This is a genomic window from Mesorhizobium sp. 1M-11 (genome assembly GCF_001303895.1).
Classification (GTDB): domain Bacteria; phylum Pseudomonadota; class Alphaproteobacteria; order Rhizobiales; family Rhizobiaceae; genus Mesorhizobium.
Genome location: NZ_LJSD01000009.1, coordinates 79053 through 103446, shown reverse-complemented (window position 1 = coordinate 103446; position 24394 = coordinate 79053). Strand labels below are relative to the sequence as shown.

The 24394-nt window shown below is 63.4% G+C and carries 20 protein-coding genes and 1 riboswitch; of the genes, 8 read left to right on the top strand and 12 right to left on the bottom strand.

Annotated elements, in window-relative coordinates:
- Positions 1–262 precede the first annotated feature (262 nt).
- Entirely contained in the window at positions 263–1450 is a 1188-nt protein-coding gene (locus AO692_RS03515) for an O-succinylhomoserine sulfhydrylase (RefSeq protein WP_054308657.1), read from the bottom strand.
- Between the two features lie 59 nt (positions 1451–1509).
- Positions 1510–1587: riboswitch (SAM riboswitch) on the bottom strand.
- Positions 1588–1672: 85 nt separating this feature from the next.
- Between AO692_RS03515 and AO692_RS03510 the strand changes: the two genes are divergently transcribed.
- Entirely contained in the window at positions 1673–2773 is a 1101-nt protein-coding gene (locus AO692_RS03510) for a 2'-deoxycytidine 5'-triphosphate deaminase (protein ID WP_200911704.1), read from the top strand.
- Between the two features lie 267 nt (positions 2774–3040).
- Entirely contained in the window at positions 3041–3769 is a 729-nt protein-coding gene (locus AO692_RS03505) for an ABC transporter substrate-binding protein (protein ID WP_244483247.1), read from the top strand.
- Between the two features lie 95 nt (positions 3770–3864).
- Here AO692_RS03505 and AO692_RS03500 read toward each other — a convergent pair whose 3' ends face one another.
- Positions 3865–4851 carry an MBL fold metallo-hydrolase gene (locus AO692_RS03500; RefSeq protein ID WP_054308654.1) on the bottom strand — a complete coding sequence of 329 codons (987 nt, stop codon included), beginning with the start codon at positions 4849–4851 and terminating at the stop codon, positions 3865–3867.
- A 293-nt stretch (positions 4852–5144) separates the two neighbouring features.
- On the opposite strand from AO692_RS03500, the gene AO692_RS03495 reads away from it, so the two are divergent.
- Both AO692_RS03495 and AO692_RS03490 read left to right on the top strand, forming a co-directional pair.
- The gene (locus AO692_RS03495; protein ID WP_054308653.1) at positions 5145–5432 is read left to right on the top strand and encodes a hypothetical protein; all 288 of its coding nucleotides are present in this window, start codon (positions 5145–5147) and stop codon (positions 5430–5432) included.
- Positions 5433–5603: 171 nt separating this feature from the next.
- Complete coding sequence (locus tag AO692_RS03490) at positions 5604–6314, top strand: transporter substrate-binding domain-containing protein (protein WP_348271440.1); 711 nt, start codon at positions 5604–5606, stop codon at positions 6312–6314.
- 65 nt (positions 6315–6379) lie between these two features.
- Here the strand turns inward: AO692_RS03490 and AO692_RS03485 are convergent, their stop codons facing one another.
- The 5 genes from AO692_RS03485 to AO692_RS03465 all read right to left on the bottom strand — a co-directional run bounded on the left by AO692_RS03485 (position 6380) and on the right by AO692_RS03465 (position 12461).
- Complete coding sequence (locus tag AO692_RS03485) at positions 6380–8380, bottom strand: dipeptide ABC transporter ATP-binding protein (RefSeq protein WP_054308652.1); 2001 nt, start codon at positions 8378–8380, stop codon at positions 6380–6382.
- A 2-nt stretch (positions 8381–8382) separates the two neighbouring features.
- Entirely contained in the window at positions 8383–9255 is an 873-nt protein-coding gene (locus tag AO692_RS03480; protein WP_054308651.1) for an ABC transporter permease, read from the bottom strand.
- Entirely contained in the window at positions 9255–10205 is a 951-nt protein-coding gene (locus tag AO692_RS03475; RefSeq protein WP_054308650.1) for an ABC transporter permease, read from the bottom strand. The genes AO692_RS03480 and AO692_RS03475 overlap by 1 nt, the downstream gene beginning before the upstream one ends.
- Complete coding sequence (locus tag AO692_RS03470; protein WP_054308649.1) at positions 10202–10867, bottom strand: dimethylsulfonioproprionate lyase family protein; 666 nt, start codon at positions 10865–10867, stop codon at positions 10202–10204. The genes AO692_RS03475 and AO692_RS03470 overlap by 4 nt, the downstream gene beginning before the upstream one ends.
- A 67-nt stretch (positions 10868–10934) precedes the next feature.
- Complete coding sequence (locus AO692_RS03465) at positions 10935–12461, bottom strand: ABC transporter substrate-binding protein (RefSeq protein ID WP_054308648.1); 1527 nt, start codon at positions 12459–12461, stop codon at positions 10935–10937.
- A gap of 114 nt (positions 12462–12575) precedes the next feature.
- On the opposite strand from AO692_RS03465, the gene AO692_RS03460 reads away from it, so the two are divergent.
- Positions 12576–13451: a LysR substrate-binding domain-containing protein gene (locus tag AO692_RS03460; RefSeq protein ID WP_054308647.1), complete on the top strand. Its 876-nt coding sequence runs from the start codon at positions 12576–12578 to the stop codon at positions 13449–13451.
- Positions 13452–13505: 54 nt separating this feature from the next.
- Here the strand turns inward: AO692_RS03460 and hutH are convergent, their stop codons facing one another.
- Positions 13506–15149 carry a histidine ammonia-lyase gene (gene hutH, locus AO692_RS03455; protein ID WP_054308646.1) on the bottom strand — a complete coding sequence of 548 codons (1644 nt, stop codon included), beginning with the start codon at positions 15147–15149 and terminating at the stop codon, positions 13506–13508.
- Positions 15150–15314: 165 nt separating this feature from the next.
- On the opposite strand from hutH, the gene AO692_RS03450 reads away from it, so the two are divergent.
- Both AO692_RS03450 and AO692_RS03445 read left to right on the top strand, forming a co-directional pair.
- On the top strand, positions 15315–16934 hold the full coding sequence (locus tag AO692_RS03450) for a dihydroxyacetone kinase subunit DhaK (RefSeq protein WP_054308645.1): 1620 nt from the start codon (positions 15315–15317) through the stop codon (positions 16932–16934).
- 228 nt (positions 16935–17162) lie between these two features.
- Positions 17163–17816 (top strand): alpha/beta fold hydrolase, encoded by a 654-nt coding sequence (locus tag AO692_RS03445; RefSeq protein WP_152979704.1) that lies wholly within the window; start codon positions 17163–17165, stop codon positions 17814–17816.
- 22 nt (positions 17817–17838) lie between these two features.
- Here the strand turns inward: AO692_RS03445 and araD1 are convergent, their stop codons facing one another.
- The 4 genes from araD1 to chvE form a co-directional block, all read right to left on the bottom strand.
- Positions 17839–18831, bottom strand: coding sequence for an AraD1 family protein (gene araD1, locus AO692_RS03440; RefSeq protein ID WP_054308643.1), 993 nt, complete (start codon positions 18829–18831; stop codon positions 17839–17841).
- A 208-nt stretch (positions 18832–19039) separates the two neighbouring features.
- A complete protein-coding gene (gene mmsB / locus AO692_RS03435; RefSeq protein ID WP_244483245.1) occupies positions 19040–20248 on the bottom strand; it encodes a multiple monosaccharide ABC transporter permease in 1209 nt (402 codons plus the stop codon).
- Between the two features lie 47 nt (positions 20249–20295).
- On the bottom strand, positions 20296–21834 hold the full coding sequence (gene mmsA, locus AO692_RS03430) for a multiple monosaccharide ABC transporter ATP-binding protein (RefSeq protein WP_054308641.1): 1539 nt from the start codon (positions 21832–21834) through the stop codon (positions 20296–20298).
- Between the two features lie 141 nt (positions 21835–21975).
- Entirely contained in the window at positions 21976–23046 is a 1071-nt protein-coding gene (gene chvE, locus AO692_RS03425) for a multiple monosaccharide ABC transporter substrate-binding protein (protein WP_054308640.1), read from the bottom strand.
- Positions 23047–23302: 256 nt separating this feature from the next.
- Here chvE and AO692_RS03420 point away from each other — a divergent pair, with 256 nt between their 5' ends.
- A complete protein-coding gene (locus AO692_RS03420) occupies positions 23303–24268 on the top strand; it encodes a LysR family transcriptional regulator (protein WP_054308639.1) in 966 nt (321 codons plus the stop codon).
- The last annotated feature ends 126 nt before the right edge of the window (positions 24269–24394 follow it).

Sequence of the window (24394 nt, the reverse complement as noted above, 5' to 3'; positions counted from 1 at the left end):
GAGGATGACGGAGTTCCCTTTTCGCCTCCGCCAACCACCAGCGTGGAGGCGATGGTGACAATTAGCGCTGGCAGGAAATGAAGCCCGTCATCCTCGACCTCGCAGGGAGCGAAGCGACTGGAGAGTGTCGGGGATCCATTCCGGAACGCTGATCGGGATGAGCTCGCCGAGGCATGGTCAGCCATAGATGCTGACGGACCAGCACGGATCCGGCAAAGAGAAACCAAGGCCCGCCCTCCAGGGACGGGCCTTTTCTCGGACTTTACGCCTTCGCCAGCGCCTGTTCGATGTCTTCCAGCAGGTCGTCGGTGTCTTCGAGACCGAGCGACAGGCGCAGCGTGCCGTCGCCCATGCCGAGTTCGGCGCGGGCCTCGTCGGTCAGGTTCTTGTGCGTCGTCGTTGCCGGATGGGTGATCAGGCTCTTGGCGTCGCCCAGATTGTTGGAGATCAGCACCACGTCGAGCGCGTTCTCGAAGGCGAAGGCCGATTTCTTGCCGCCTTTGAGGTCGAAGCAGATCAGCGTCGAGCCGCCGGTCATCTGCTTCTTGATGATGTCGGCCTGCGGATGGTCGGCGCGGCCGGGATAGATCAGCCGCCCGACCTTCGGGTGGTCGGCGAGGAAATCGGCGATCTTGCCGGCTGCTTCCGTCTGCTGGCGCACGCGCAGCGGCAGCGTCTCCAGGCCTTTCAGCAGCACCCAGGCGTTGAACGGCGAGAGGCTCGGGCCGGTGTGGCGGAAGTAATCGTGCAGGTTCTCGTCGATCCACTTCTTGTCGGACAGCACGATGCCACCGAGGCAGCGGCCCTGGCCGTCAATGTGCTTGGTGGCCGAATAGACGACGATGTGCGCGCCGAGTTCCAGCGGCTTCTGCATCAGCGGTGTGGCAAAGACATTGTCCACCACCAGCCTGGCGCCGATCGAATTGGCGAGCCTGGCGACGGCGGCGATATCGACCACTTCCAGCGTCGGGTTGGTCGGGCTCTCCAGGAAGAACAGCTTGGTGTTCGGCCTCACCGCGGCTTCCCAGTTCCCGATCTCGGTGCCATCGACCAGCGTTGCCTCGATGCCATATTTCGGTGCCAGCGTCTCGACCACCCAGCGACAGGAGCCGAACAGCGCGCGCGCAGCCACGATATGGTCGCCAGCCTTGAGGCTGCACAAAACGGCGGCCGTCACCGCCGCCATGCCGGATGCGAAGGCACGGGCGTCTTCAGCGCCTTCCAGCGCGCACATGCGCTTTTCGAACATGTCGACGGTGGGGTTCGCGTAGCGCGAATAGATGAAGCCCGGCTCCTCGCCCTTGAAGCGGGCCTCGGCGCGCTCGGCGCTGTCGTAGTGATAGCCCTGCGTCAGGAACATCGCTTCCGACATCTCGCCGAAGCCCGATCGCAGCGTGCCAGCGTGGACGAGCTGGGTTGCGGGTTTCCAGTTGCGCTTTTTCTCGGTCATGGTTCCGTTCCGACACACAAAAAAACCGGCCGCGAAGTCGCAACCGGTCCATAGGGGCTTTGTCGGGCCCTGCGGTCCTTTAGCGACTTGTTTAACGTGGCTGCAAGCCGACCGGCCAAATCACCACGGGATAAAGTTCCCTTTAGACCCGGGGGCGGCTTGCGTCAATTGCCGGCTTCATTAAGAGCATGGAGGGCTGGCTGACTTGAGCCACCTGTGGAGTTGTCATTGCGCAAGACAGGCATTCTTCCCGATCAGGATATCGCGGCGCTGTTCCAGGCCGGCGCCCTGAAGTCGCCGCGTCCGCTCGATGCCGACCAGATCCAGCCGGCGAGCCTCGACCTGCGCCTCGGCGAAAAGGCCTATCGCGTGCGCGCCTCCTTCCTGCCCGGCCCCCACAGCACGGTGGAGGCCAAGCTCGACCGGCTGAAGCTGCATGAGATCGACCTTGCCGAAGGCGCGGTGCTTGAGACGGGCTGCGTCTACATCGTGCCGCTGCTGGAAAGCCTGGAACTGCCGGGCGACATTTCCGCCTCGACCAATCCGAAGAGTTCGACCGGCCGGCTCGACATCTTCACCCGCGTCATGACCGACCATGGCCAGGAGTTCGACAAGATTGCCGCCGGCTATCGCGGCCAGCTCTATCTCGAAGTCAGCCCGCGCACCTTCCCGATCGTCGCCCGCACCGGCTCGCGCCTGTCGCAGATCCGCTTCCGCACCGGCAATGCGCTTCTGTCGGAAGAGGAGCTGCATGCCTTGCACCGTGCCGAGACGCTGGTGGCGATCGACCCGCCCAACATCTCCAACGGCGGCATCGCGCTGTCCATCGATCTGGCCGGCGACAAGGACGGGCTGGTCGGCTATCGCGGCAAGCATCACACCGGGCTGGTCGACGTCGACAAGCGCGCCGCCCAGGACATCGTCGATTTCTGGGAGCCGCTCTATCGCAGCGGCGCCGGCGAACTGGTGCTCGATCCCGACGAATTCTACATCCTCGTCAGCCAGGAGGCGGTGCATGTGCCGCCGCTCTACGCCGCCGAGATGACGCCATTCGATCCGCTGGTCGGTGAATTCCGCGTGCACTATGCCGGCTTCTTCGATCCGGGCTTCGGTCATTCCGCCGCCGGCGGCACCGGCAGCCGCGCGGTTCTGGAAGTGCGCAGCCACGAGGTGCCGTTCATCCTCGACCACGGCCAGATCGTCGGCCGGCTGGTCTACGAGCACATGCTGAAGCGGCCGACCGCGCTTTACGGCACCGACCTCGGCTCCAATTACCAGGCGCAGGGCCTGAAGCTGTCGAAGCATTTTCGGGCAGCAAGATGAGGGAATAGGGGAATAGGGGAATAGGGGAATAGGGGAATAGGGGAATAGGGGAATAGGGGAATAGGGGAATAGGGGACAAACACCCACTCCCTTACTCCCTTGCTCCGCCTTCCCAAAAGCCCCCCATCTAAAGCAGCAACACCACGTCGCATCCCGCGCTTGCCTGCCTCCCGGCGGCGTGCTTGGCTGTCTGCGGACAACAAGACCAACCCGAGGGGAAACATGATGAGAATGTCCAAGTGGTTCGCAACGGTCGCAGCCGCAACGATGATGGTGGCGGGCGCCAGTGCTGCCTTTGCCGCTGACAAGATCAAGATCGGCACGGAGGGTGCCTATCCGCCTTTCAACACCCTCACAGCGGACGGCAAGCTGGAGGGTTTCGACATCGACATCGCCAATGCGCTGTGCGCACAGATGAAGGCCGAGTGCGAACTCGTCACGCAGGATTGGGACGGCATGATCCCGGCGCTGCAGGCCAAGAAGTTCGATGCCATCATCGCTTCGATGAGCATCACGCCCGAGCGCAAGAAGCAGGTCGCCTTCACCAACAAATACTACACCACGCCGCTGGCGCTGGTTGCCTTGAAGGACAGCGCGCTGGCCGGCACGGATGGTGAGGCAGTCAAAGGCAAGACCGTGGGCGCGCAAGCTTCTACCACCCAGGCCGACTATGCGCAGGACGTCTATGCCAAGGCCGGCGCCGACGTGAAGCTCTACCCGACGCAGGAAGAAGCGGTGACCGACCTGGTCAACGGCCGCCTCGACGCCGTCCTCTCCGACAAGTTCGTGCTGGTCGACTGGATGAAGAACGGCTCGGCCAAGGATTGCTGCAAGATGATCGGCGACGTCAAGGGAACCGAGACCGAAGCCGGAATCGCGATACGCCAGGAGGACAATGAGCTGCGCGAGAAGTTCAATGCGGCCATCGACGCCATCGTGGCCGACGGCACCTACAAGAAGATCCAGTCGAAATATTTCGACTTCGACATCTATTGAGCAGCTGTTGCTGATGACGGATAGCCAGCCGCCTCGTTGCTGAAAAGGAAGGCCGGGAGCTCTCCCGGCCTTTTATCTGTCCAGCGCCACGCGGCTCAGATCGCGCTGCTCCACTGCACCGGCACCAGTTCGAAGCCATTGCCGGATTTGGCGATGTGACCGGTCGCGGGGAAGGGGGCGTGGTAGAAGGCAACCTGCATCTTCTCCGCCGCCGCCATGTCGAGCAGCTTGCGCCGGGTTGCCGTCGCCTGCGGCCCGTCCATGTCGAACACCGCCGTCCAGTCGGGGTTGCGCACGAACAGCGCAGGATGATTGGTCGTATCCGACAATGCCATCAGGCTGTCGTCGCCGGAGGCAATGGCGAAGACGGTGTGGCCGGGCGTGTGGCCGGGAGCAGCGATCGCGGTCACGCCCGGCACCAGTTCCTTGTCGCCTTCGTACTGCTTGACGTCCTTGGCGACGGGGCCGAAGACGCGGCGCACGGTGGCGAATGCGTTCTTCGCGGCTTCCGGCGCGGCGTTCATCTTGGAATCGTCCATCCAGAAAGCCCATTCGGCGGCCGGCACCATGACCTCGGCGTTTGGAAAGACGGCGGTGCCGTCCTTGAGCCGGAAGCCGTTGATGTGGTCGCCATGGAAATGGCTGATGATGACGGTCGAGACATCCTCTGGCTTGAATCCGGCAGCCTTGAAATTGTTCATCCAGACGCCTGAGGTTGGCGCGCCGGAATCGCCGTTGCCGGTGTCGATCAGCACCAGCCTGTCGCCGATCTGCAGCGCCAGCGTGGTGTAGGAGATGGAAATCGCATCGCTCGGCAGATAGGCATCCTCCATCGCCTTCTTGACGTCAGCGAGCTCGGCATTGCGGATGAAGCCGTCGAGCGGGCGCTGGCCGAATCCGTCGTTGAGTGCGGTGACGGTGATGTCGCCCACCTTGTAGCGATAGAAGCCGGGATTGTGGCTCACGGGTGCGTCTTGCGCCCGCGCCGGCGCGATGCCGATGGGCAGGTCGAGGATGGCAGCGGTAGCGAGGGCGCCGGCGCTTGCCATGACGGTGCGACGGGAAAGGGCAAAACTGGCCATTGATCGGACTCCAAGGGTCAGCGGGCACGGCCTTGACCGGCAGCGCTCATCGCCGACCGGTTCCGCGCCCCGGGGACAACCCGAGAGCAGGCTACCAGCAAGGCTTGCGGCTTCAACCTGATGCGGCCGAGGGGAGGTCACCTTTGCGTGAGCCGGGTGTTATCGAGCGAGGATGTCCGGTCCGGATTATTCGCGTGCTGATGGTCACTCGTCGTCGATCATTCGGGATCGTCGTTTGAATTTCCTTGCGTGCGGTTGGTCAAAGCGGCCAAGTAGTGGTCAATGGAGGGGCCATGGTTTCGGCGAAGAAAGCCTTTTGGCGGATGTTCAAGTACGACTACGGCTACGACGTTTATGTGCGGGAGAAGATATTCGATGCCAGGGGCAAGGACATCGCCAATCTGCTCCTGGCAATGGACGATGAGGAGAAGATAATCTGGATTCAATACGCACGAGGTGAATCCGAGGTTTCGCGGATGCTTACGATCGAGAACCTGAAAAGACTCCGCAAGTCCTGCGATATCATCATCCAAAAATACGAAGAGGGTGTTGTCCAACCTTCGCAAGAGGCGGGATCGTAGCGCCCTAAAGAAACCATCCTCCGAGCACCAATCGAAGCCCGGCGCTGGCGCTTTCTCGCTTTGCCGGCACATGTTTGGCAGGGCCCGGCCGTTTCGGCCGAAGTTGGAGGGAAAACAGGAATGCAGATTTCGAAATGGCTCGTCTCGGCTGCGGCCGCGACGATGTTGATGATGGGGACGGCTGCCGCCGAAAAGCTGAAGATCGCCACGGAAGGGGCTGCGCCGCCCTTCAGCACGGTCACGGCGGACGGCAAGCTGGCCGGCTTCGACGTCGACATCGCCAATGCGCTGTGCGCTGAGATGAAAATCGAATGCGAGATCGTCGCGCAGGATTGGGACGGCATGATCCCGGCGCTGCAGGCCAGGAAGTTCGACGCCATCATCGCCTCGATGACCATCACCGAGGAGCGCAAGAAGCAGGTCGCCTTCACCAACAAATATTACGCGACGCCGCTGGCGCTGGCCGGCCTGAAGGACACCACCGTGACCGGCACCGAGCCGGCGGCGCTGGAAGGCAAGACGCTGGGCGCGCAAGGCTCGACCATGCAGGCCACCTACGCGCAGGATGTCTACGCCAAGGCCGGCGCCGACGTGAAGCTCTATCCGACGCATGAGGATGCCGTCGCCGACCTCGTCAACGGCCGGCTCGACGCCATCATCACCGACAAGTTCGTGCTGGTCGACTGGGTCAAGAATGGCAACGGCAAGGATTGCTGCAAGCTGATCGGTGACGTGGAGGGTACCGAGGCCGAGATCGGCATCGCCATCCGCCAGGGCGAGGACGCGCTGCGCGAGCGCTTCAATGCGGCGATCGACGCCATCGTTGCCGACGGCACCTACAAGAAGGTGCAGGCGAAGTATTTCGACTTCGACATCTATTGAGCGGTTGCGGTTCGCGCCGCGTCAAAGCCGATCAGATCGACGGGCGCCGCTGGCGCCCGTTTTGCTCAGGCTGCAGCCAGCTCGTTGCCTCGCACCAACTGGCTGCCCGGTATGTGGCAGCGAATGAAGCCTGTCTCCGTGCTGCGAACTGGCGGGCGGCTCTCCGCACAGATCTTTCCGATCTGCCGATGGCAGCGGCCCGCAAGAGGACATCCTTGCCCGCCTGTCGACGTCTCACCCGGTGTTGCCGGCGACCTCGAGACGTATTGGTCCTTGCGCAGGCCGGGTGCAGCCTCGAGCAGTATCTGGGTGTAGGGGTGCAGAGGGGATTCGAGCAAGGTGGCCGTGTCGGCCATCTGCAGGAGCTCGCCCCGATAGAGTACCGCTACCTTGTCGGCCAGCTGCTGCACGACAGCCAGATCGTGCGAGATGAACAGCATCGCGACGGAATGCTGTTTCTTCAGCGACTGCAGCAGCTCGACGATGCGCGATTGGACCGACACGTCGAGTGCCGACAGGATCTCGTCGCAGATCAGAAGCTTCGGGTTGACCAGCAGGGCGCGCGCGATGGCGATGCGCTGGCGCTCGCCGCCCGAAAGCTGTTCGGGAAAGCGATTGAGATAGCCCGCATGCAGGCCGACGCTTTCCAGCACGGTTTCGAGCGTCTCGCCATCCGATTTGATGCCGAAATGGCGCAGTGGCCGCTCCAAGATCGACCGGATGCGCCGGCGCGGATTCAGCGAGGCATCGGGGTTCTGGAAAATGTACTGGATCTGTCGCAGCTGCTCGACAGAACGGCGCCGCAACACCGGCGCCAGTGCGTTTCCATCAAGGTGGATTCCACCCGACCGGGGTTGCAGCCGGCCGCTGATCGCGCGGGCGATGGTCGACTTGCCGCTGCCGGACTCGCCAACGAGGGCGACGACCTCACCCGGCTTCAGCTCGAAACTGATGTCGCGGGCAACGATGCTGTCAGCTTTGCCGAGAAACGTCCGAAGGACGCTTGGAGACTGGTAGGACAAGGCGAGATCCTCGACGCTGAGCACCGCTCCCACCTCGGTGTCCGGCTGTGGTGACCGGGCCGCTCTGGTCAGTTCCGCGGCGGCGGGTTCGATATCCTTCCAGCGCATGCAGGCGACGGCTCTCTCCTTGCCGACCGGCTCGAGTGTCTGTGGTGTGCCTTTGCAATCCGCCTTTGCGAAGTCGCAGCGCGGTTCGAACTTGCAACCGCTGGGGATCTGGTCCCGCCTCAGCATGCCGCGCAGGCCTCGACCGCTGCTTGCGCCGTCTATCGTCGGGATCGACGCGATCAGGCCGCGCGAATAGGGATGCACCGGCGCCGACAGCAACGCGTCGCAAGGTGCGATCTCGACCAACTGGCCGGCATACATCACGCCGACACGGTCCGCGATCTGACTGAGCAAGGCGAGATCGTGCGTGACGTAGAGCATCGCCATGCCGATGCTGCTTCGAAGACTTTGCAACAGCTGGATGATCTGGCGTTGCGTCGTGACGTCGAGGCCGGTTGTCGGCTCATCCAGAACCAGCAGGTCGGGATTGCACGAGACCGCCATCGCAATCGTTACGCGTTGCTGCTGACCGCCGGAAAGCTCGTGCGGATAACGATGGCCGACATCCGGCAGGCCGACCAGGGTGAACAGCTCCGCGAGGCGGCGCTCCATGGTCATGCCGGCGGGAAGCGCCCGGTGCGTCGTGATCATCTCGCGGATCTGCGCCCCGACCCGCATGCCGGGGCTGAGCGACGTCGTCGGATTCTGGGGGACAAGGGCAATGCGGTTGCCGCGCAGGCGCGCCAGCGATCTGGCGTCGAGTTTCAACAGATCGACGCCATCGAAAAGCACCTCGCCGGTCTGTGCCAGGCTGTTGACCGTGCCGTAGCCGAGCAGGCGATAGGCGACGGTGGATTTGCCGCAGCCGGACTCACCCACCAGCCCGAACGCTTCGCCTCGTGCAAAGTCGAAGGAGACGCCCTGGACAACACTCGTCCAACTGCCGGGGCGGCCATAGGCGATGCCGAGATTGCGGACCTCGATCAGCGGTTTCATCGTCAAGCTCCCATGACCGGCCGCTGGCCGAGCATGCGCGACAGGCCGTCGGTGAAAAGATTAAACCCGATGACGAGGGACGCCAGGCCCAGTCCCGGCCCGAAGACAGTCATCGGCGAGGCGATTAGAAGGTTGCGGTTTTCGCTGATCATCAGGCCCCATTCCGGGGTCGGCGGGCGGATGCCGAAGCCCAGGAAGCCGAGGGCTCCGATCAGGATCGGCGCATAGCTCAGCCGCAGCGAGAACTCGACGAGCAGTACATTGGCGGTGTTGGGCAGGATTTCGCGGAAGACGACGGACAACGTGCCTTCGCCGCGCAGTTCCGCAGCGGCGACATATTCGCGGGTCGCGACTTCCATCGCCGCCGCACGCGCGATGCGCGTGATGCGGGGTGCATAGACGATGGCAACCACGACGATGATGAGGGCCGGCTGTCCGGCGAGGGCGGGGCCGGCGGCAATGATCATGACCAGCGCCAATGCCAGGAACGGTATGCTGATCATCGCTTCGACGACACGCTGCAGGATGTCGTCGAGCCAGCCGCCGACATAACCTGAGATAAGCCCTATCGCGGCACCCGTGACCATTCCAAGCACGGTGCCCGCGAAGGAAAGCAGAAGCACGATGTGGGCGCCGTACATGAAGCGGCTGAAGACGTCGCGGCCGATCTGGTCGAGGCCCATCGGGTGTTGCCAGGATGTGCCGGAAAGCGGCAGTCCCGCCCCCATTTCGGCATAGCCGTACGGGGTCCAGAACACGCCGACGATGGCAAACAGCAGATGGACGCCAAGGATGACCGCTCCGGCCTTGAATGGCCCGGGTGTGGTGTGCCAGCCGTGAAGGGATCTGGCCGGACGGGATACGATCGCGGTCATCAGCGTGTCCTCAGGCGCGGTTGCAGCAGGACCGCACAGATGTCGGCGACGAGATTGGCTGCGACATAGACGGCAGCACTGATCATCACCGTTGCCTTGATCAGAGGAATGTCGCGCAGCTGCAGCGCATCGATGAGCAACGTGCCGAAACCCGGATAGGAGAAGACCCGTTCCACGATCACCACGCCGCCGATGAGGAAGCCGAGGTTCAGCGCCGTCACGTTGAGGGCCGGCACCAGGGCGTTGGGCAAGGCGTGCCGCCACAGCACGGCCGCGGGGCGCAGTCCCTTCAATTCGGCAAGCCGGACATAGTCGGAGCGCAGCACCTCGATCAGGCTGTCGCGCAACACGCGGATCGCATAGACGGCCATCATGATGGCAAGTGTCGTCGCCGGCAGGATCATTGCGCGCAGCATCTCCGGCCAGGTGCTGTTTTCCGAGACCGTTGCCAGCGCCGGCAGGATCGGGATGGCAACGGCGAACAGGAAGAGCAGGATCGTCGCCAGCAGGAAGTCAGGCAGCGACAGCAACACCAGCGTGATCACGGAAATAACGTTGTCGACAGCTTTGCCCCGGTTTGTCGCCTGGATGATCGCAGGAACCAGGGCGAGGACCAGATAAAGCGCGAAGGCGAATAGCGAGAGCAGCAGCGTGTTGACGATGCGGGGACCGAGCACGTCGGCGATCGGCCGCCCGGTCGCCAGCGAGGCGCCGAAATCACCGTGAAGCAGATTACCGAGCCAGTGGAAGTAGCGGGTCAGCGGCGGCTGGTCGAGATGCAGCTGGCTGCGGAGCACCTCCAGCGCCTTTGCCGTCGCGTCGCGCCCGAGGATGCGGGTCGCGATGTCGCCGGGCAAGGCTTCGAGGATCAGAAAGATCAGGACCGAGACGATCAGAAGCGTCAGGGCCGAGAGCAGGATCCGGCTGGCGAGGAGGCGCAAGATGCTCATTTCAAATCCAATCCAACTGGCGGCGGGGCGGCATCCAGTGGCAGGTGGTCCAGGATGAACGCCGCGTCGGTATCGAGGTCGCCCTCCCAGATGTAAAGCAGGACCAGTGGTCTTTCAGCGGAGAGCGTCGCGTGCGGCATCCATGGCGGATGGTGGATGATAGCCTCGGTCCCGCGCGACACCCAGTCTGCGTTGCCGGCGCGCCAGAACGATGGGCCAGTAACCGTGTAATAGAGCTCATCGGCCGGGTGATGATGAAGCGGATAGTGGGTTCTGGGCCCGAGGAACATCAGGCCGAATGCGATGTCAGGATCGGTGATCAGCGCTGGCGGGCCGCCTTGCGGGCCACAGATGATGCCGTAGCCATAGTTGTCACCGAAATCGTTGGAAGGCGGGTTCGCAAGATATGTCTTGCTGCGGGTGATATGAAGCTGCGGCAGCAGTTCGGAAAGCGACCGCGCCAACTCCGACACGCCGTGGCGGGAAGCCAGCTCGCTTTCGCAGGCTTCCTGTATCGGCACGCGTGCCGTCGGTACGGACCTCACCGGCGGCAGGCTGGCCTGCAATGCACGCAGCCGGGCCACGTGCGAGCGGGACACCGGCAGTGCATCGCCGTCCAGCGCATCCGCGAAGCTTTGCAGGAAGGTCGTCAGGACTTTCATAAAAGCATCCTTTTCCGCGGAGCAGGTCTGCCCCGCGGCTCCAGTTCAGTTGATGGCGAATTGCCCGCTATTGGCTGCAGGTCAGCTCGGAATAGTCGATGCGGTTGACGTCGACATTGGGCTTGAAGCCGGTGCAACCCTTGCGCAGGCCTGCAACGATCGATGTGAACACCGGCAGGATCATGCCGCCTTCGTCGGCGACGATGCGCTGCGCGTCGCGATAGAAGCCGATGCGCTCCTGCTCGTTGGTGGTCTGGCCGGCCTTGACGACGAGCGCGTCGAAGTCATCGCGCTTCCAGTGTGTCTCGTTCCATTCGGACTTGCTGTTGAGCGACAGTGTCAGCGCTTCGGCTGGTGGACGTGCGCTGGTGTAAGAGATCACCGCCGGCTTCTTCAGCCAGATTGTGTCCCAGTAGCCTTCCGCCGGCGATGGAATGACGTTGACCTTGATACCAGCCGGCGCCGCCATCTGGGCGTAGACCTGGGCGAGCAGCAGCATGCCGGGATAGGAGTCCGAGGTGTAGAGATCGAACTCGATGCCGTCGGCGTGCCCTGCCTCCGCAAGCAGTGCCTTGGCGCGCTCGATATCGGCTGTCTTGGCCGGGGTGCCGAGACCGAGCGGCGAGCTTGGCGGGATGGGCGCGTCGTTTCCGATCTCGCCATAGCCGAGCAGCACGGTGTCCAGGATCTTCTGCCGGTCCATGACGAGCTTCATCGCTTCACGGACCTTGGGATTGTCGAAGGGCGCCGTGTCCGTCCACACGGCGACGTAGAGCGACGTCGCTCCCGGCGTCGAGACGAGTTCAACGGCGGGATTGTCCTTGAGCGTGATGAGGCTGGTCGGGTCTACTGTCAGCGACAGGTCGACCGAGCCCGACAGCAGCGCGGACAGCCGCGAGGTCGATTCCAGGCTCGTCGTGATCTCGAGGCACTCGGCTTTCGGCAGGCCGGCGCGCCAGTAATTGGCGTTGCGCCGCAGCACACGGACGGCACCGTTGATGGTGAAGCTCTCCTGGACGAAGGGGCCGGTGCCGTCGCCCTTGACGCGCAAATCTTCCGCCTTGGCGCCATCCGGAACCATCAGGGCGTATTTCGTCGCGATTAGCATCGGCAGCTCGACGACTGGCTGCTTGACCTTGAAACGCACGGTGTGATCGTCGACCGCCGTGATGCCGTCGGCATCGAGGAAGGCAAGCGTCGAGAAACCGCCGGGCGAAACCGCTGGATCGAGAAGGCGGCGGTACGAATAGACGACGTCGGCGGCATCGAAGTCCGAACCGTCGTGGAATTTGACGCCCTTCCTCAGGTGGAATGTCCACTCCGTCGCGTCGGCATTGGATTCCCAGGATTCGGCCAGCACGGGGATCGGCTGCATCGCATTGTTGCGGTCGACCAGCGGTTCGTAGACCGCGCGGATGTGATAGACGCTGTCGGTGCCGATCAGCGCTGCCGGATCCATCGTCTGCTTTTCGCCGTCGGATTCGTAGCCCAGCACGCGCATGCAGCTCTGCTGTGCAAAAGCCGCGGTGGCCGGCAGCGAACAGGCGCCCAGAAGCAGCGCCAGGGCGGTATTTTTCAGAAGGCTGGTTTTCATATCCGTTCCCCCATTTTTCGGGCTTATCGGGAGACTATGAAAACGCTGCCATTCGCTTGCAAACGATTAGAATTAACGTCTACATGAACAGAATTCATGTGGCATTTTTGAGAGATGGTCCGGCGTACATTACCACCCCTGACGACCCTGCGGGCCTTCGAAGCCGCGGCACGATTGCTGAGCTTCAAGGGGGCGGCAGAGGAACTGCGGGTCACGCAGTCGGCGATCAGCCATCAGGTCGCCTCGCTCGAGCGGAACCTGGGCAGGCCGCTGTTTCGGCGGCTGCCGGGCCGGGTCGAACTAAGCGAGGAGGGGATGCTGTATTTCCCGGTCGTGCAGGACGCGCTCGACCGCATTTCGCTGACCACGGACCTGATCCGGCAATCCAGCGCGCCGGCATCGCTGACGCTTCAGGTCTATGTCACGGTGGCGGTGCGGTGGCTGATCCCGCGGCTGCAGACGCTGCGGGAGACGTCGCCCGAGATCGCAGTCAGTCTGGACGCGAGCCTGCTCGACTGGGAATTCAATCCAGACCGGGCCGATGTCGGCCTCATCTACACGCGCACGCCGAACCGTCCGAACCTGACTTATGTGCTGCTGCGGCGTGAGAAGCTGGTGGCGGTGTGTTCCAGGGACATCGCCAAGGCGATCAAGTCGGTCGATGACCTGCGCCATTTCCCGTTCCTGGCGGTTTCCGGCAGAACCGAGGATGTCTCGATCTGGGCGGAAAGCGTTGGGATCTCCGGTCTCTCGCAGAAATCGTCGCCCCTGTTCGACAGCAATCTGCTCGCCATCGAAGCCGCCGTCAGCGGGCAGGGGATCGTGGTGGTTCCGGAGTTCCTCGTGGAGGCGGATCTCGTCAGCGGCAGCCTGGTTGTGCCGGTCCAGTCCGATATCATGCAACCGGGCGGATGGTATCTCGCCTACCTCCAGCGCCGGGGCGACGAGAAGGCGATACAGAAATTCCAGAACTGGATTAAGTCCCTGTGACGGAAGCCCGCGAGCGGGCTTCCGGTGGTTTGCTTCGGACTGGTGGCTTGCCGCTCAGTCGGCCTTGCCGTCATAGGTCTTGAGGAAGGTGGCTCCGGCGGAGATATCGGGGGTCATCGAACGATCCTGATCGAGGAAAGGCACCTTTTCGCGGAAGGCATCGTGAAGCTTTGCCGTCGCGGTGGCGAGCCGCCGTTCCGGATGTTCCTTCAGGCGCAGGTCGGCGGCCTGGGCAGCGTGCATCAGTTCCATCGACAGCACGGTGAAGCTGTCATCGATCTGCTGGCGCACCCGCTCGACGACGTAAGGGGCGTTGGTGCCGACGTCTTCCACGCCGCCCGCGATGGGACGTGAGTCGAACGAGGTCGGCTGCGCCAGCGAGCGGGCTTCCGCGGCAATCGCCATCAGCGGCGCTTCCACGACCAGGAAGGCATGATGGGTGTTTTCCGTGCCGAGATAACGCGGCAGTTTCGTGTGGGTTGGATTGTTCAGCTTCAGGACGCGCTCGGACGATGCCGTGGCATGATGCGCCAGCACGATGCCCAGCTCCTCGAACGAGATGACCCACGGCAGCGGCTCGAAATTTGCCGTGGGCAACACCGCGCCGCCCTGGACGTAACCCCTGCGGGCCTGGGGCAGGTCGGACTTCGGCTCGACACCTATGGCAATGCCTGGATTGTCATCCGACGAGTTGATCTGGATCTCAACAAGCGCCTTGGTCCTGGCCAGGCTGTCGGCAAAGCTGCCGAGCAGGTATGGCGCAGTGCGGAAGCTCAGCGGGTCCTGCAGGATGCGCTTTTCATCCGCCTGCCACAGATAGCTGCCGGCGAGCACATCGCGAAGTCCGGCAGTCGAATTCACATAGCTTGGAAACGGCCTCAGGGCCGCGACGTCTTCCAGAAGCGGGGAAACGTTTCCGTTCAACCCCTCCAGGCTGAGACCGTAGACCAGCTGCGAGGTTTCCAGCAGCTGTTCGGCATCGTGGATGGCGATGGAGGCCAGTGCCGCGGCGTAGGCGTTGGAACTCAGGATCGCCAGCCCGTCCTTGCCGAACGGCTTCAGCGGTTCGACGCCGGCTTCGCTCAGCGCTTCCTTGGCGGGCACGCGGCGGTCCTTGTAATAGACCTCGCCTTCACCCAGCATGGCCAGGCCGATATGGCTGAGCAGCGTCATGTCTGCCTGGCCGACGGAACCGCGCGACGGCATCACCGGCGTGATGCCTTTGTTCAGGAATGCGACGAGCATTTCGGCGACATGGGGCTGAACGCCCGGACCGCCCGTCAGGATGTTGTTCAGGCGGACCGCCATGGCGGCGCGCACGACCGGAACCGCGGTGTCCGGACCGACGCCGACGGAATGGGCGCGCAGCAGCCCCTCGTTGAACTCCCGCGAAGCCTCCATCAGTTCAGGCGTCAGCTCGCCCTTGGCGTCGACCATCTTGCGGTCCTTGTTCCAGCCGACGCCGACAGTCAGGCCGTAGATTTCCTGCCCTTCCTTTGCGCCCTGCAGGAGCACGGCATAGGCACGCTTGACCTTGTCGAGGCTTTCGTCGCTGACCGAGACGTTTTCTCCGTTGGCCACGCGAACGATCATTTCGGGCGTGGCGTCGTGGCCGCTCAAGGCCACATCCGCGAGGGCAGTGCCGGACAGGAGCAGGACGATGCCGATCGTTCCGGATAGAAGGCGCAGACTTTTCATGAGTATCCCCTGAAGTTGTTTCGGGGGGACTATCGAAAGTTAGAAACACGCCCGCAAATGATGAGTTTTTACGTCCACTTGAACAAAATTCATGACCTTGGCAGCTTATGCTGACCCATCCGTCAAGTGTCTAGCCTGCCCGCCAGGCTTAAGGAGAGCATTTTCATGGCCCAGTTCATCAACAGGCGCGAAGACGTCGTCACCGAAGCGATCGACGGCGTGCTCGCTCTCTCCGGCGGCGCGCTGACCCGTCTCGACGGCTATCCGCACATCCGCGTCGTGCTGCGCAGCGACTGGGACAAGTCCAAGGTGGCGATCGTCTCGGGCGGCGGCTCCGGCCACGAGCCGGCCCATGTCGGCTTCGTCGGCAGGGGCATGCTGACGGCCGCCGTCTGCGGCGATGTCTTCGCCTCGCCCAGCGTCGATGCGGTGCTGGCCGGCATCCTGGCCGTCACCGGCCCGGCCGGTTGCCTGCTCATCGTTAAGAACTACACCGGCGACCGGCTGAATTTCGGCCTCGCCGCCGAGCGCGCGCGGGCTTTTGGCCTCAACGTCTCCATGGTGATCGTCGGCGACGACATCGCGCTGCCAGACCAGCCGCAGGCGCGGGGCGTCGCCGGCACGCTGTTCGTGCACAAGATCGCCGGCGCGCTCGCCGAACGCGGCGCCGACCTTGACGCAGTGACGGCCGCCGCCAAGCACGTCATCGCCGGCACGCGTTCCATCGGCATGTCGCTCGACACCTGCCGCGTGCCCGGATCGCCGAAGGAAGACCGCATTCCCGAAGGCAAGGCTGAACTCGGCCTCGGCATCCATGGCGAGGCCGGCGTGGAGCAGATCGACTTCTCCGGCGCCCGTGCCTCGGTCGCGAGCATGGTCGACCGGCTGGCGGCCGTCATGGGCGAGGGGCAGCATGTGGCGCTGATAAACAATCTTGGCGGCACCTCGGTCTTAGAAATGTCGGTGCTCGCGCATGATCTCCTCGGCTCCTCCGTGGGCGCAAGGATCAGCCACGCGGTCGGTCCGGCTCCGCTGATGACCTCGCTCGACATGCAGGGCTTTTCGATCTCGGTCTTTGCCGCCAATGCGGCCGAGCTGGAACTGTTGAAGGCACCCGTGCCGATGGTTGCCTGGCCGGGCGTCTCCGAGGTCCGGCCCATTGCCGTTGCCGCCTTGCCGGACGGGTTGACGCCGATCATGCCGATGCCGTCCAACCATGCGGCGACACGCGCTTTCCTGCTCGACTGCTGCAACGTACTGATAGCCGCCGAGCAGGACCTGAATGCCCTCGACGCCAAATCCGGCGACGGCGACACCGGTTCGACCTTGGCCGGCGCGGCGCGTGCGTTGATCAACGCCATCGACCGCCTGCCGCTGTCCGATCACACGCAACTGCTGCGTGCCATCGGCCTGGAACTCAGCCAGACGATGGGTGGCTCGTCCGGCGTGCTGCTTGCCATTTTCTTCGCCGCTGCCGGTGATGGCGCATCGAGCGGCCTGCCGATACGCGAGGCGCTGCGGGCCGGGCTCGCCCGCATGCAGGAGATCGGCGGCGCCCATATCGGCGACCGCACCATGGTGGATGCGCTCGCGCCCGCGCTCGAAGCGCTTGGCGAGGGCATGACCGCCGCCGCAGTTGCCGCCCGCCAGGGCGCGAACTTCACCGCGACGCTCACCCGCGCCAAGGCGGGCCGCGCCGCCTACGTCAACGCCCGGCAGCTCGAAGGTCACGTCGACCCCGGCGCCGAGGCGGTGGCAAGGCTGTTCGAGCATCTGGCGGCCTAGCCATCGCCTGCTGGTCGCTTGTGACCGAAGTCACGCTGCCGGCGATGTTGTCGAGGCATTCAATTCGGCAGTCTTGATTTCCACCCTGGAGATGCCGAAGGTCCGCGAGAGCGTTTCCGTTTTTTACGGAAACGCGGAAACGCTCTAACTCTTTGTTTTTGCGTAAATTCCGAACGCAAAATCGCTACGCACTGGAATTACTCCAGCGTCGAAACAGGGATGAACGACATGGCCACCTTTATCCTGATCGCCGGAGGCTGGCAGGGCGGCTGGGTCTACCAGAAGGTGGCCGAATTGCTGGCCGCGCACGGGCACAAGGCTTTACCGGTCACGCTTTCGGGGCTTGGCGACGTTCCCGCCCCGACGGCCAATCTTGAAACCCACATCGGTGAGGTGGCCGACATCGTGAAAGCGCAGCGCGACGACGTGGTCCTTGTCGGGCAGTCCTACGGCGGCATGGTGGTCAGCGGCGCGGCCGATGCCGAGCCATCACGGATCAGGGCGTTGGTCTATGTCGACGCCTACGTGCCGGATTCAGGCGACTCGGTCTGGTCGCTGACGACGCAGCATTTCCGGGACATGTTCATAGCGGGTGCGAAGACTGACGGACTGAACTGCATGCCGCCGCCCAATCTTGATCCGCGCTGCCGGCCGCACCCGATGGGGACGTTTCTCCAGTCGATCTCTCTCAGCCGACGTTGGCGTGAGGTGCCGTGCAAGACTTTCGTCGGCGCACATGGCTGGCAAGGAAGCCCGTTCCTCGACCTTTATCGGCGCTTGAGCGGCGATCCGGAGTGGTCGACCTTTTCGCTCGATTGCGGGCACAATGTAGCCCGCCTGCAGCCGGAGGCCCTGACCGAGATATTGCTGGCTCAGGCCTGACCAGCAGAACTCATTTGGGGACCTAAAGCGCCTTCACCACCACCGCCTGCGGCTGCTCGATCTCGAGCGGATTGCGCAGCGGCAGGCCGAATTCCGGCGCCTCGATCTCGAACACGTCATCGGCCTCGGCGCGTATGCCGTCCGCAAAGGAGAGCGTTGCGGTGCCGAACATGTGCACATGCACATCGCCCGGCCGGCGAAACAGCGCATATTTGAAATGGTGGTGTTCGAGATTGGCGATCGTGTGCGACATGTTGGTTTCGCCCGACAGGAACGGCTTCTGCCATAGCTCCTTGCCGTCGCGCAGGATGCGCGACGTGCCGCGGATATCGGCCGGCAGGTTGCCGATCAGGATTTCCGGGCCGAAGGACGCATTCCTCAGTTTCGAATGGGCGAGATAGAGATAGTTCACCCGTTCGGTGACGTGGTCGGAGAACTCGTTCGACAGCGCAAAGCCGACGCGGAACGGCTGGCGATCGTCGCCGATCACATAGATGCCAGCGATCTCCGGCTCTTCGCCGGCGTCTTCGGCGAAGGCTGGCGAGAGCAGGGCCGCCCCCGGCGCCACCGCCATCGTGCCGTTGCCCTTGTAGAACCACTCCGGTTGCACGCCGGTCTGGCCCGCGGCCGGCTTGCCCGCTTCCAGGCCCATGCGGAACATCTTCATGGAATCGGTGAGTTGCTCTTCGCCCTCCGCGTTGAGCTTCTTGTGCATGGCGTCGCGTGCGGCGGCAGAGCCGAGATGCGTGAGGCCGGTGCCGGTAAGATGCAGATGCGCCGGGTCGGGATGGTTGATCGGCGACAGCAGCCGGCCCTTGCGGTAGAGCCCTTCGAGGTCGACCGTGTCGGCGAGGCCTTTCTTCTCGATCAGTGCTTCCAGCCCGGTGCCCGTGCGCGCCGCTTCCGTCGCCAGCGAATAGACGCTGCGGGCGCCTGTGACGATGCGGGCCTTGCCGCCGTTGCGCGCCACGACACGGATGGCGTCGCTCTCGTCGAGGAACTGGGAGATCAGCATGATGGCCCTCTTTCTGTCGCGCCGGGTCCTGAAAACCCGACGAAATCCTTCCTTCACGGGCCGGTTGGCGGCCCGCGTTCAAGTCGTCCGTTCGGATGTTGCCCGCGGGGCTTCGCTGCCCCGACTATGCGGCCGGTTACCGGCCCGCGAGCTGTCCCGTCTTTCGGTAGGAGCGGAAGATCCGCTCTGTTTTCTTTGTTTGCCCTGCCTAGGCCTTCTTCTTGTTGTAGAGGTCGAAGGCGACAGCGCCGAGCAGCACCAGGCCCTTGATGACCTGCTGCCAGTCGATGTTGATGCCCATGATGCCCATGCCGTTGTTCATGACGCCCATGATGAAGGCGCCGATGACCGCACCGGCCACTTCGCCGACACCGCCCATAGCCGAAGCGCCGCCCACGAACACCGCCGCGATCACGTCGAGCTCCATGCCGGCGCCCGCCTTCGGCGTCGCCTGGTTGAGGCGCGCGGCATAGATCAGGCCGGCCAGTGCCGCCAGCATGCCCATGATGACGAAGACGTAGAAGGTGAGCCGCTCGGTCTTGATGCCGGAAAGGGCTGCCGCCTTGATGTTGCCGCCCATGGCGAAGATGCGCCGGCCGAAGGTCATGCGCTTGGTGATGAACACGAACAGCGCCGTCAGGATACCCATCACGATCAGCACGTTGGGCAGGCCCCGGTAGGACGCGAACTTGTACATCAGGAACATGATGATGACGGCCATGATGGCGTTCTTGACCAGGAACAGGCCGAAGGGCTCGGTGTCATGGCCGTGGCGTTCCTGCGCGCGCCGCGTGCGCATGGCGAGATAGAACATCAATGCCACGATCAGCACGCCGATCACCATGGTGGTCGAATGCAGCGCGATGCCGGTGTTGGGGATGGGGTTGCCCGAGGCATTGAGCGCAGGCGCAACGATCGTCCATCGGCCGATGAGGTCGGGGATGAAGCCGGCCGACAGCATCTGGAATTCGGTCGGGAAGGGGCCGACGGAGCGGCCGCCGAGCAGGGCGAGCAGCAGACCCTTGAACACCAGCATGCCGGCCAGCGTCACGATGAAGGACGGGATCTTCATATAGGCGACGAAGTAGCCTTGCGCCCCGCCGATGACGGCGCCGACCGCGATGCAGGCGACCGCGGCAAGCAGCGGGTTCCACCCGTAGTCCACCATCAGCACCGCAGCGACTGCGCCGACGAAGCCGGCGACGGACCCGACCGAAAGATCGATATGGCCGGCGACGATGACCAGCAGCATGCCGAGCGCCATCACGATGATGTAGGAGTTCTGCAGCACCACATTGGTGAGGTTGACCGGCAGGAACAGGATGCCGTTGGTCATCACCTGGAAGAACACCATGATGATGATCAGGGCCAGCACCAGCCCGTATTCGCGCAGGTTCTCCTTCAGCGCATCGCGCATGGACTGCCTGGCCGGAGCCGCTTCGGCGGGCGTTGCGGTTTCCGTTGTCATGATGCCGCTTTCTCCTCCCCGCGGACGATCGCCCGCATGATCTTTTCCTGGCTGGCCTCGTGTCCGGCGAGTTCGCCGACGATGCGGCCCTCGTTGAGCACATAGATGCGGTCGCAGATGCCGAGCAGCTCCGGCATCTCGGACGAGATGACCAGTATGCCTTTGCCCTCATCGGCCAGCTTGTTGATGATGGTATAGATTTCGTATTTGGCGCCGACGTCGATGCCGCGCGTCGGCTCGTCGAGGATCAGCACGTCGGGATTGGAGAACAGCCATTTCGACAGCACCACCTTCTGCTGGTTGCCGCCCGAAAGGTTGCCGGTGACCTGATAGACGCTGGAGGAGCGGATGTTGGTGCGCTTGCGGAATTCCTTGGCGACTTTCAGCTCGTTCATGTCGTCGATGACGCCGGCTTTCGAGGAGACGCCCGGCAGATTGGCGATCGTCACATTGTGCTTGATGTGGTCGATCAGGTTGAGGCCGTAGGTCTTGCGGTCCTCTGTGGCATAGGCGAGGCCGGCGGCCACCGCCTTCTCCACTGTCGTCGTGTCGGCGGTCTTGCCGTGCAGCAGCACCTCGCCGCTCACCTTGGTGCCGTAGCTGCGGCCGAACACGCTCATGGCGAATTCCGTGCGGCCGGCGCCCATCAGGCCGGCGATGCCGACGACCTCGCCTTTGCGCACCGACAGGTTGATGCCCTTGATGATCTGGCGGTCGGGGTGCAGCGGATGGTGCACGACCCAGTCCTTCACCTCGAAGATGGTTTCGCCGATCTTCGGCGTACGGGTCGGGTAGCGGTCTTCCATGGTGCGGCCGACCATGGAGGTGATGATGCGGTCCTCGCTGACGTCGTCGCGGTCCATCGTCTCGATGGTGCGGCCGTCGCGGATGACGGTGACGCGGTCGGCCACCTTCTTCACTTCGTTGAGCTTGTGCGAGATCAGGATCGCCGTCATGCCCTGGCGCTTGAATTCCAGGAGCAGGTCGAGCAGCGCCTGGCTGTCCTTCTCGGAAAGGCTGGCGGTCGGCTCGTCCAGGATCAGCAGCCTGACTTCTTTCGACAGCGCCTTGGCGATCTCCACCAACTGCTGCTTGCCGACGCCGATATTGGTGATCAGCGTATCCGGGTTTTCGTTGAGGCCGACGCGCGCCAGCAGCTTCTTGGCGCGGCTGCGCGCCGAGTGCCAGTCGATGACGCCGAAGCTGGCCTGTTCGTTGCCGAGGAAGATGTTCTCGGTGATCGACAGGAGCGGCACCAGGGCGAGTTCCTGGTGGATGATGACGATGCCGACACGCTCGCTGTCATGGATGCCGTTGAAGCGGCATTCCTGGCCGTCGAAATGGATTTCGCCTTCATAGCTGCCATGGGGATAGACGCCGGAAAGCACCTTCATCAGCGTCGACTTGCCGGCGCCGTTCTCGCCGACGATGGCGTGGATCTCGCCTTCCTGGACGTTGAGATTGACGTCCTGCAGGGCTTTCACCCCGGGAAACGTCTTGGTGATGCCGCGCATCTCCAGAATGGTTTTTGCCATCGCCGAACCCGATGCCTGTGGAGCCAGCCCGAGGAGAGCCGGTTTCCCATGATACAGAACGGCCCGAGAGCCTGAAAGGGGCTGCTGAAAAGGGGCTCCGCGCCCCGGTGTGACCAGCGCGCGGAGCCAAGCCGAGCCTGATTATTTCAGGTCTTCTGCCTTGATGTAGCCGGACTTGACCAGCAACTCTTCGTAGTTCGACTTGTCGACTTCGACCGGCTTCAGGAGCACGGACGGAACCACCTTGACGCCGTTGTTGTAGGTCTTGGTGTCATTGATCTGCGAGGGCTCCTTGCCCTGCATTACCTGGTCGACCACCTCTGCGGTCACCTTGGCGAGTTCGCGGGTGTCCTTGTACACGGTGGAATACTGTTCGCCGGCGATCATCGCCTTCACCGAAGGCACTTCGGCGTCCTGGCCGGAAATGATCGGCCATGGCTGGTCGGCCGTGCCGTAGCCGACGCCGCGCAGCGAGGAGATGATGCCGCGCGACAGACCGTCATAAGGCGCCAGCACAGCATCGACGCGGCTGCCGTCCGAGTAGTTGGCCGACAGGATGTTGTCCATGCGGGCCTGGGCTACCGCCGCATCCCAGCGCAGCGTGCCGACCTTCTCCATGCCCATCTGGCCCGACTTCACGACGAGGTCGCCCTTGTCGATGAGCGGCTGCAGCACCGACATGGCGCCGTCGTAGAAGAAGAAGGCGTTATTGTCGTCCGGCGAGCCGCCGAACAGCTCGATGTTGAACGGACCCTTCTTCTCCGGATAGCCGAGGCCCTTGAGGATCGAGTTGGCCTGCAGGACGCCGACCTGGAAATTGTCGAAGGTGGTGTAGTAGTCGACGTTGCCGCTCTGCTTGATGAGGCGGTCATAGGCGATGACCTTCACGTTCTGTTCAGCGGCTTTCTTCAGCACGTCGCTCAGTGTGGTGCCGTCGATCGAAGCAACGATCAGGGCCTTCGGCCCCTTGGTCACCATGTTCTCGATCTGCGCGAGCTGGTTGGGGATGTCGTCTTCCGCATACTGCAGATCGGCCTTGTAGCCCTTGGCTTCCAGCGCCTTCACCAGCTCGTTGCCGTCGCTGATCCAGCGCAGCGAGGACTTGGTGGGCATGGCGATGCCGACAAGGCCCTTGTCTTCGGCGTGCGCGCCGAAGGTCATGGCCGCGAAACCGATCGCCACCGTGGCGACCAACGTCTTCATGAGCTTCACTGTTCTCTCCCTAAGTTGAAGAATGCCGCGCGACGCTTTCCCGTCCGCGCAATCCCGCCGATGGCGGGTCTGTCAATCCCTGCTAACCTCCCAATCGCCTCGTGCCGCCATCAGCCGTCCTTTGGCGCCGGCTAAGGGCGCGGCAACGAGCGCGCGAAGGGTGGTTCCCTTTGACATAACTGTCAAATTCGATCTTCGCTGTTTGATATATCGAAAATGGTATATCTCTTCGGCAGTCGGGAAGGAGGAGGGGCGTATGGATAGTCAGCGGGATGGCATTGGCCGTGGAGAGGGCGCGGCACTCCTGCACAGCGGGCTCAGCCTGCGCCACATGCGCATGATCGTCGCCCTCGACGATCATGGCCGCGTCAGCGCCGCGGCCCAGGTGATGAACATCTCGCAGCCGGCCGCTTCGCGCATGATCGCCGAGATGGAGGCCATTCTCGATGTGACGCTGTGCGAACGCCTGCCGCGCGGCATCGCCATGACGCCTTACGGCAGGACGCTGGCCAGGCGCGCGCGCATCATCCTGATCGAGATGCGCGAGGCCGACCGCGAGATCGCCGAACTGAAGGCAGGCAAGGGTGGGTCGGTGTTTCTTGGCGCGGTGACGGCGCCTGCCATCGAACTCGCCGTGCCGGCCATCCGTGAGATCCGCCGGCTCTACCCGCGCATGGAGATCACCATGCAGGTCGAAACCAGCAATGTTCTGGCGCGCGAGCTGATCGCCATGCGCCATGACTTCATCATCGCCCGTGTGCCGGACGACCTCAATCCGCGCCTGTTCGAAAGCCGCGTCATCGGCATCGAGAAAGCCTGCCTGATCGTGCGGCGCGGCCACCCGCTGATGGCAAACAAAACGGTGCGGCTCGAGGAGACCGCCGGTTACGACTGGGTGTTCCAGTCGGGCTCGTCGCCGTTGCGCCAGGCGATGGAAGCGAATTTCCTCAACCGCAACATCACCTTGCCGGAGCGCATCTTCAACACCAGCTCGCTGCTTCTGACGCTGGTGATGGTGGCGCAGTCGGATGCGATCGCACCTGTCTCGGTGCAGGTGGCGAAATTCATCCAGGGTCCCGAAGGCCTTGGCGGCGCGATCGACGTGCTGCCGACGGATTTCGACATCGAGGTCCGGCCCTATTCGCTGATCACCATGAAGCAGCGCGTGCTCTCGCCCGCTGCCAAGATGCTCTACGACTTCATCCTGCGGGAGGTCAGCTGAGAGATCGTTTCAAATCGATGATGCCGGGCTGCAAATGATGAACATCTGCGCTCCGATGCTCACGTGTACGCTCCGCTTCGGTGCTCGCTTCTCGTCATTTTCGCTCCGGCCTGATCGATGTGAAAC

Coding starts and splice junctions, on each gene's coding strand:
- AO692_RS03515 (WP_054308657.1), bottom strand. CDS start 1,450: ATGACCGAGAAAAAGCGCAACTGGAAACCCGCAACCCAGCTCGTCCAC.
- AO692_RS03505 (WP_244483247.1), top strand. CDS start 3,041: ATGATGGTGGCGGGCGCCAGTGCTGCCTTTGCCGCTGACAAGATCAAG.
- AO692_RS03500 (WP_054308654.1), bottom strand. CDS start 4,851: ATGGCCAGTTTTGCCCTTTCCCGTCGCACCGTCATGGCAAGCGCCGGC.
- AO692_RS03495 (WP_054308653.1), top strand. CDS start 5,145: ATGGTTTCGGCGAAGAAAGCCTTTTGGCGGATGTTCAAGTACGACTAC.
- AO692_RS03490 (WP_348271440.1), top strand. CDS start 5,604: ATGGGGACGGCTGCCGCCGAAAAGCTGAAGATCGCCACGGAAGGGGCT.
- AO692_RS03485 (WP_054308652.1), bottom strand. CDS start 8,380: ATGAAACCGCTGATCGAGGTCCGCAATCTCGGCATCGCCTATGGCCGC.
- AO692_RS03480 (WP_054308651.1), bottom strand. CDS start 9,255: ATGACCGCGATCGTATCCCGTCCGGCCAGATCCCTTCACGGCTGGCAC.
- AO692_RS03475 (WP_054308650.1), bottom strand. CDS start 10,205: ATGAGCATCTTGCGCCTCCTCGCCAGCCGGATCCTGCTCTCGGCCCTG.
- AO692_RS03470 (WP_054308649.1), bottom strand. CDS start 10,867: ATGAAAGTCCTGACGACCTTCCTGCAAAGCTTCGCGGATGCGCTGGAC.
- AO692_RS03465 (WP_054308648.1), bottom strand. CDS start 12,461: ATGAAAACCAGCCTTCTGAAAAATACCGCCCTGGCGCTGCTTCTGGGC.
- AO692_RS03460 (WP_054308647.1), top strand. CDS start 12,576: ATGGTCCGGCGTACATTACCACCCCTGACGACCCTGCGGGCCTTCGAA.
- hutH (WP_054308646.1), bottom strand. CDS start 15,149: ATGAAAAGTCTGCGCCTTCTATCCGGAACGATCGGCATCGTCCTGCTC.
- AO692_RS03450 (WP_054308645.1), top strand. CDS start 15,315: ATGGCCCAGTTCATCAACAGGCGCGAAGACGTCGTCACCGAAGCGATC.
- AO692_RS03445 (WP_152979704.1), top strand. CDS start 17,163: ATGGCCACCTTTATCCTGATCGCCGGAGGCTGGCAGGGCGGCTGGGTC.
- araD1 (WP_054308643.1), bottom strand. CDS start 18,831: ATGCTGATCTCCCAGTTCCTCGACGAGAGCGACGCCATCCGTGTCGTG.
- mmsB (WP_244483245.1), bottom strand. CDS start 20,248: ATGCGCGATGCGCTGAAGGAGAACCTGCGCGAATACGGGCTGGTGCTG.
- mmsA (WP_054308641.1), bottom strand. CDS start 21,834: ATGGCAAAAACCATTCTGGAGATGCGCGGCATCACCAAGACGTTTCCC.
- AO692_RS03420 (WP_054308639.1), top strand. CDS start 23,303: ATGGATAGTCAGCGGGATGGCATTGGCCGTGGAGAGGGCGCGGCACTC.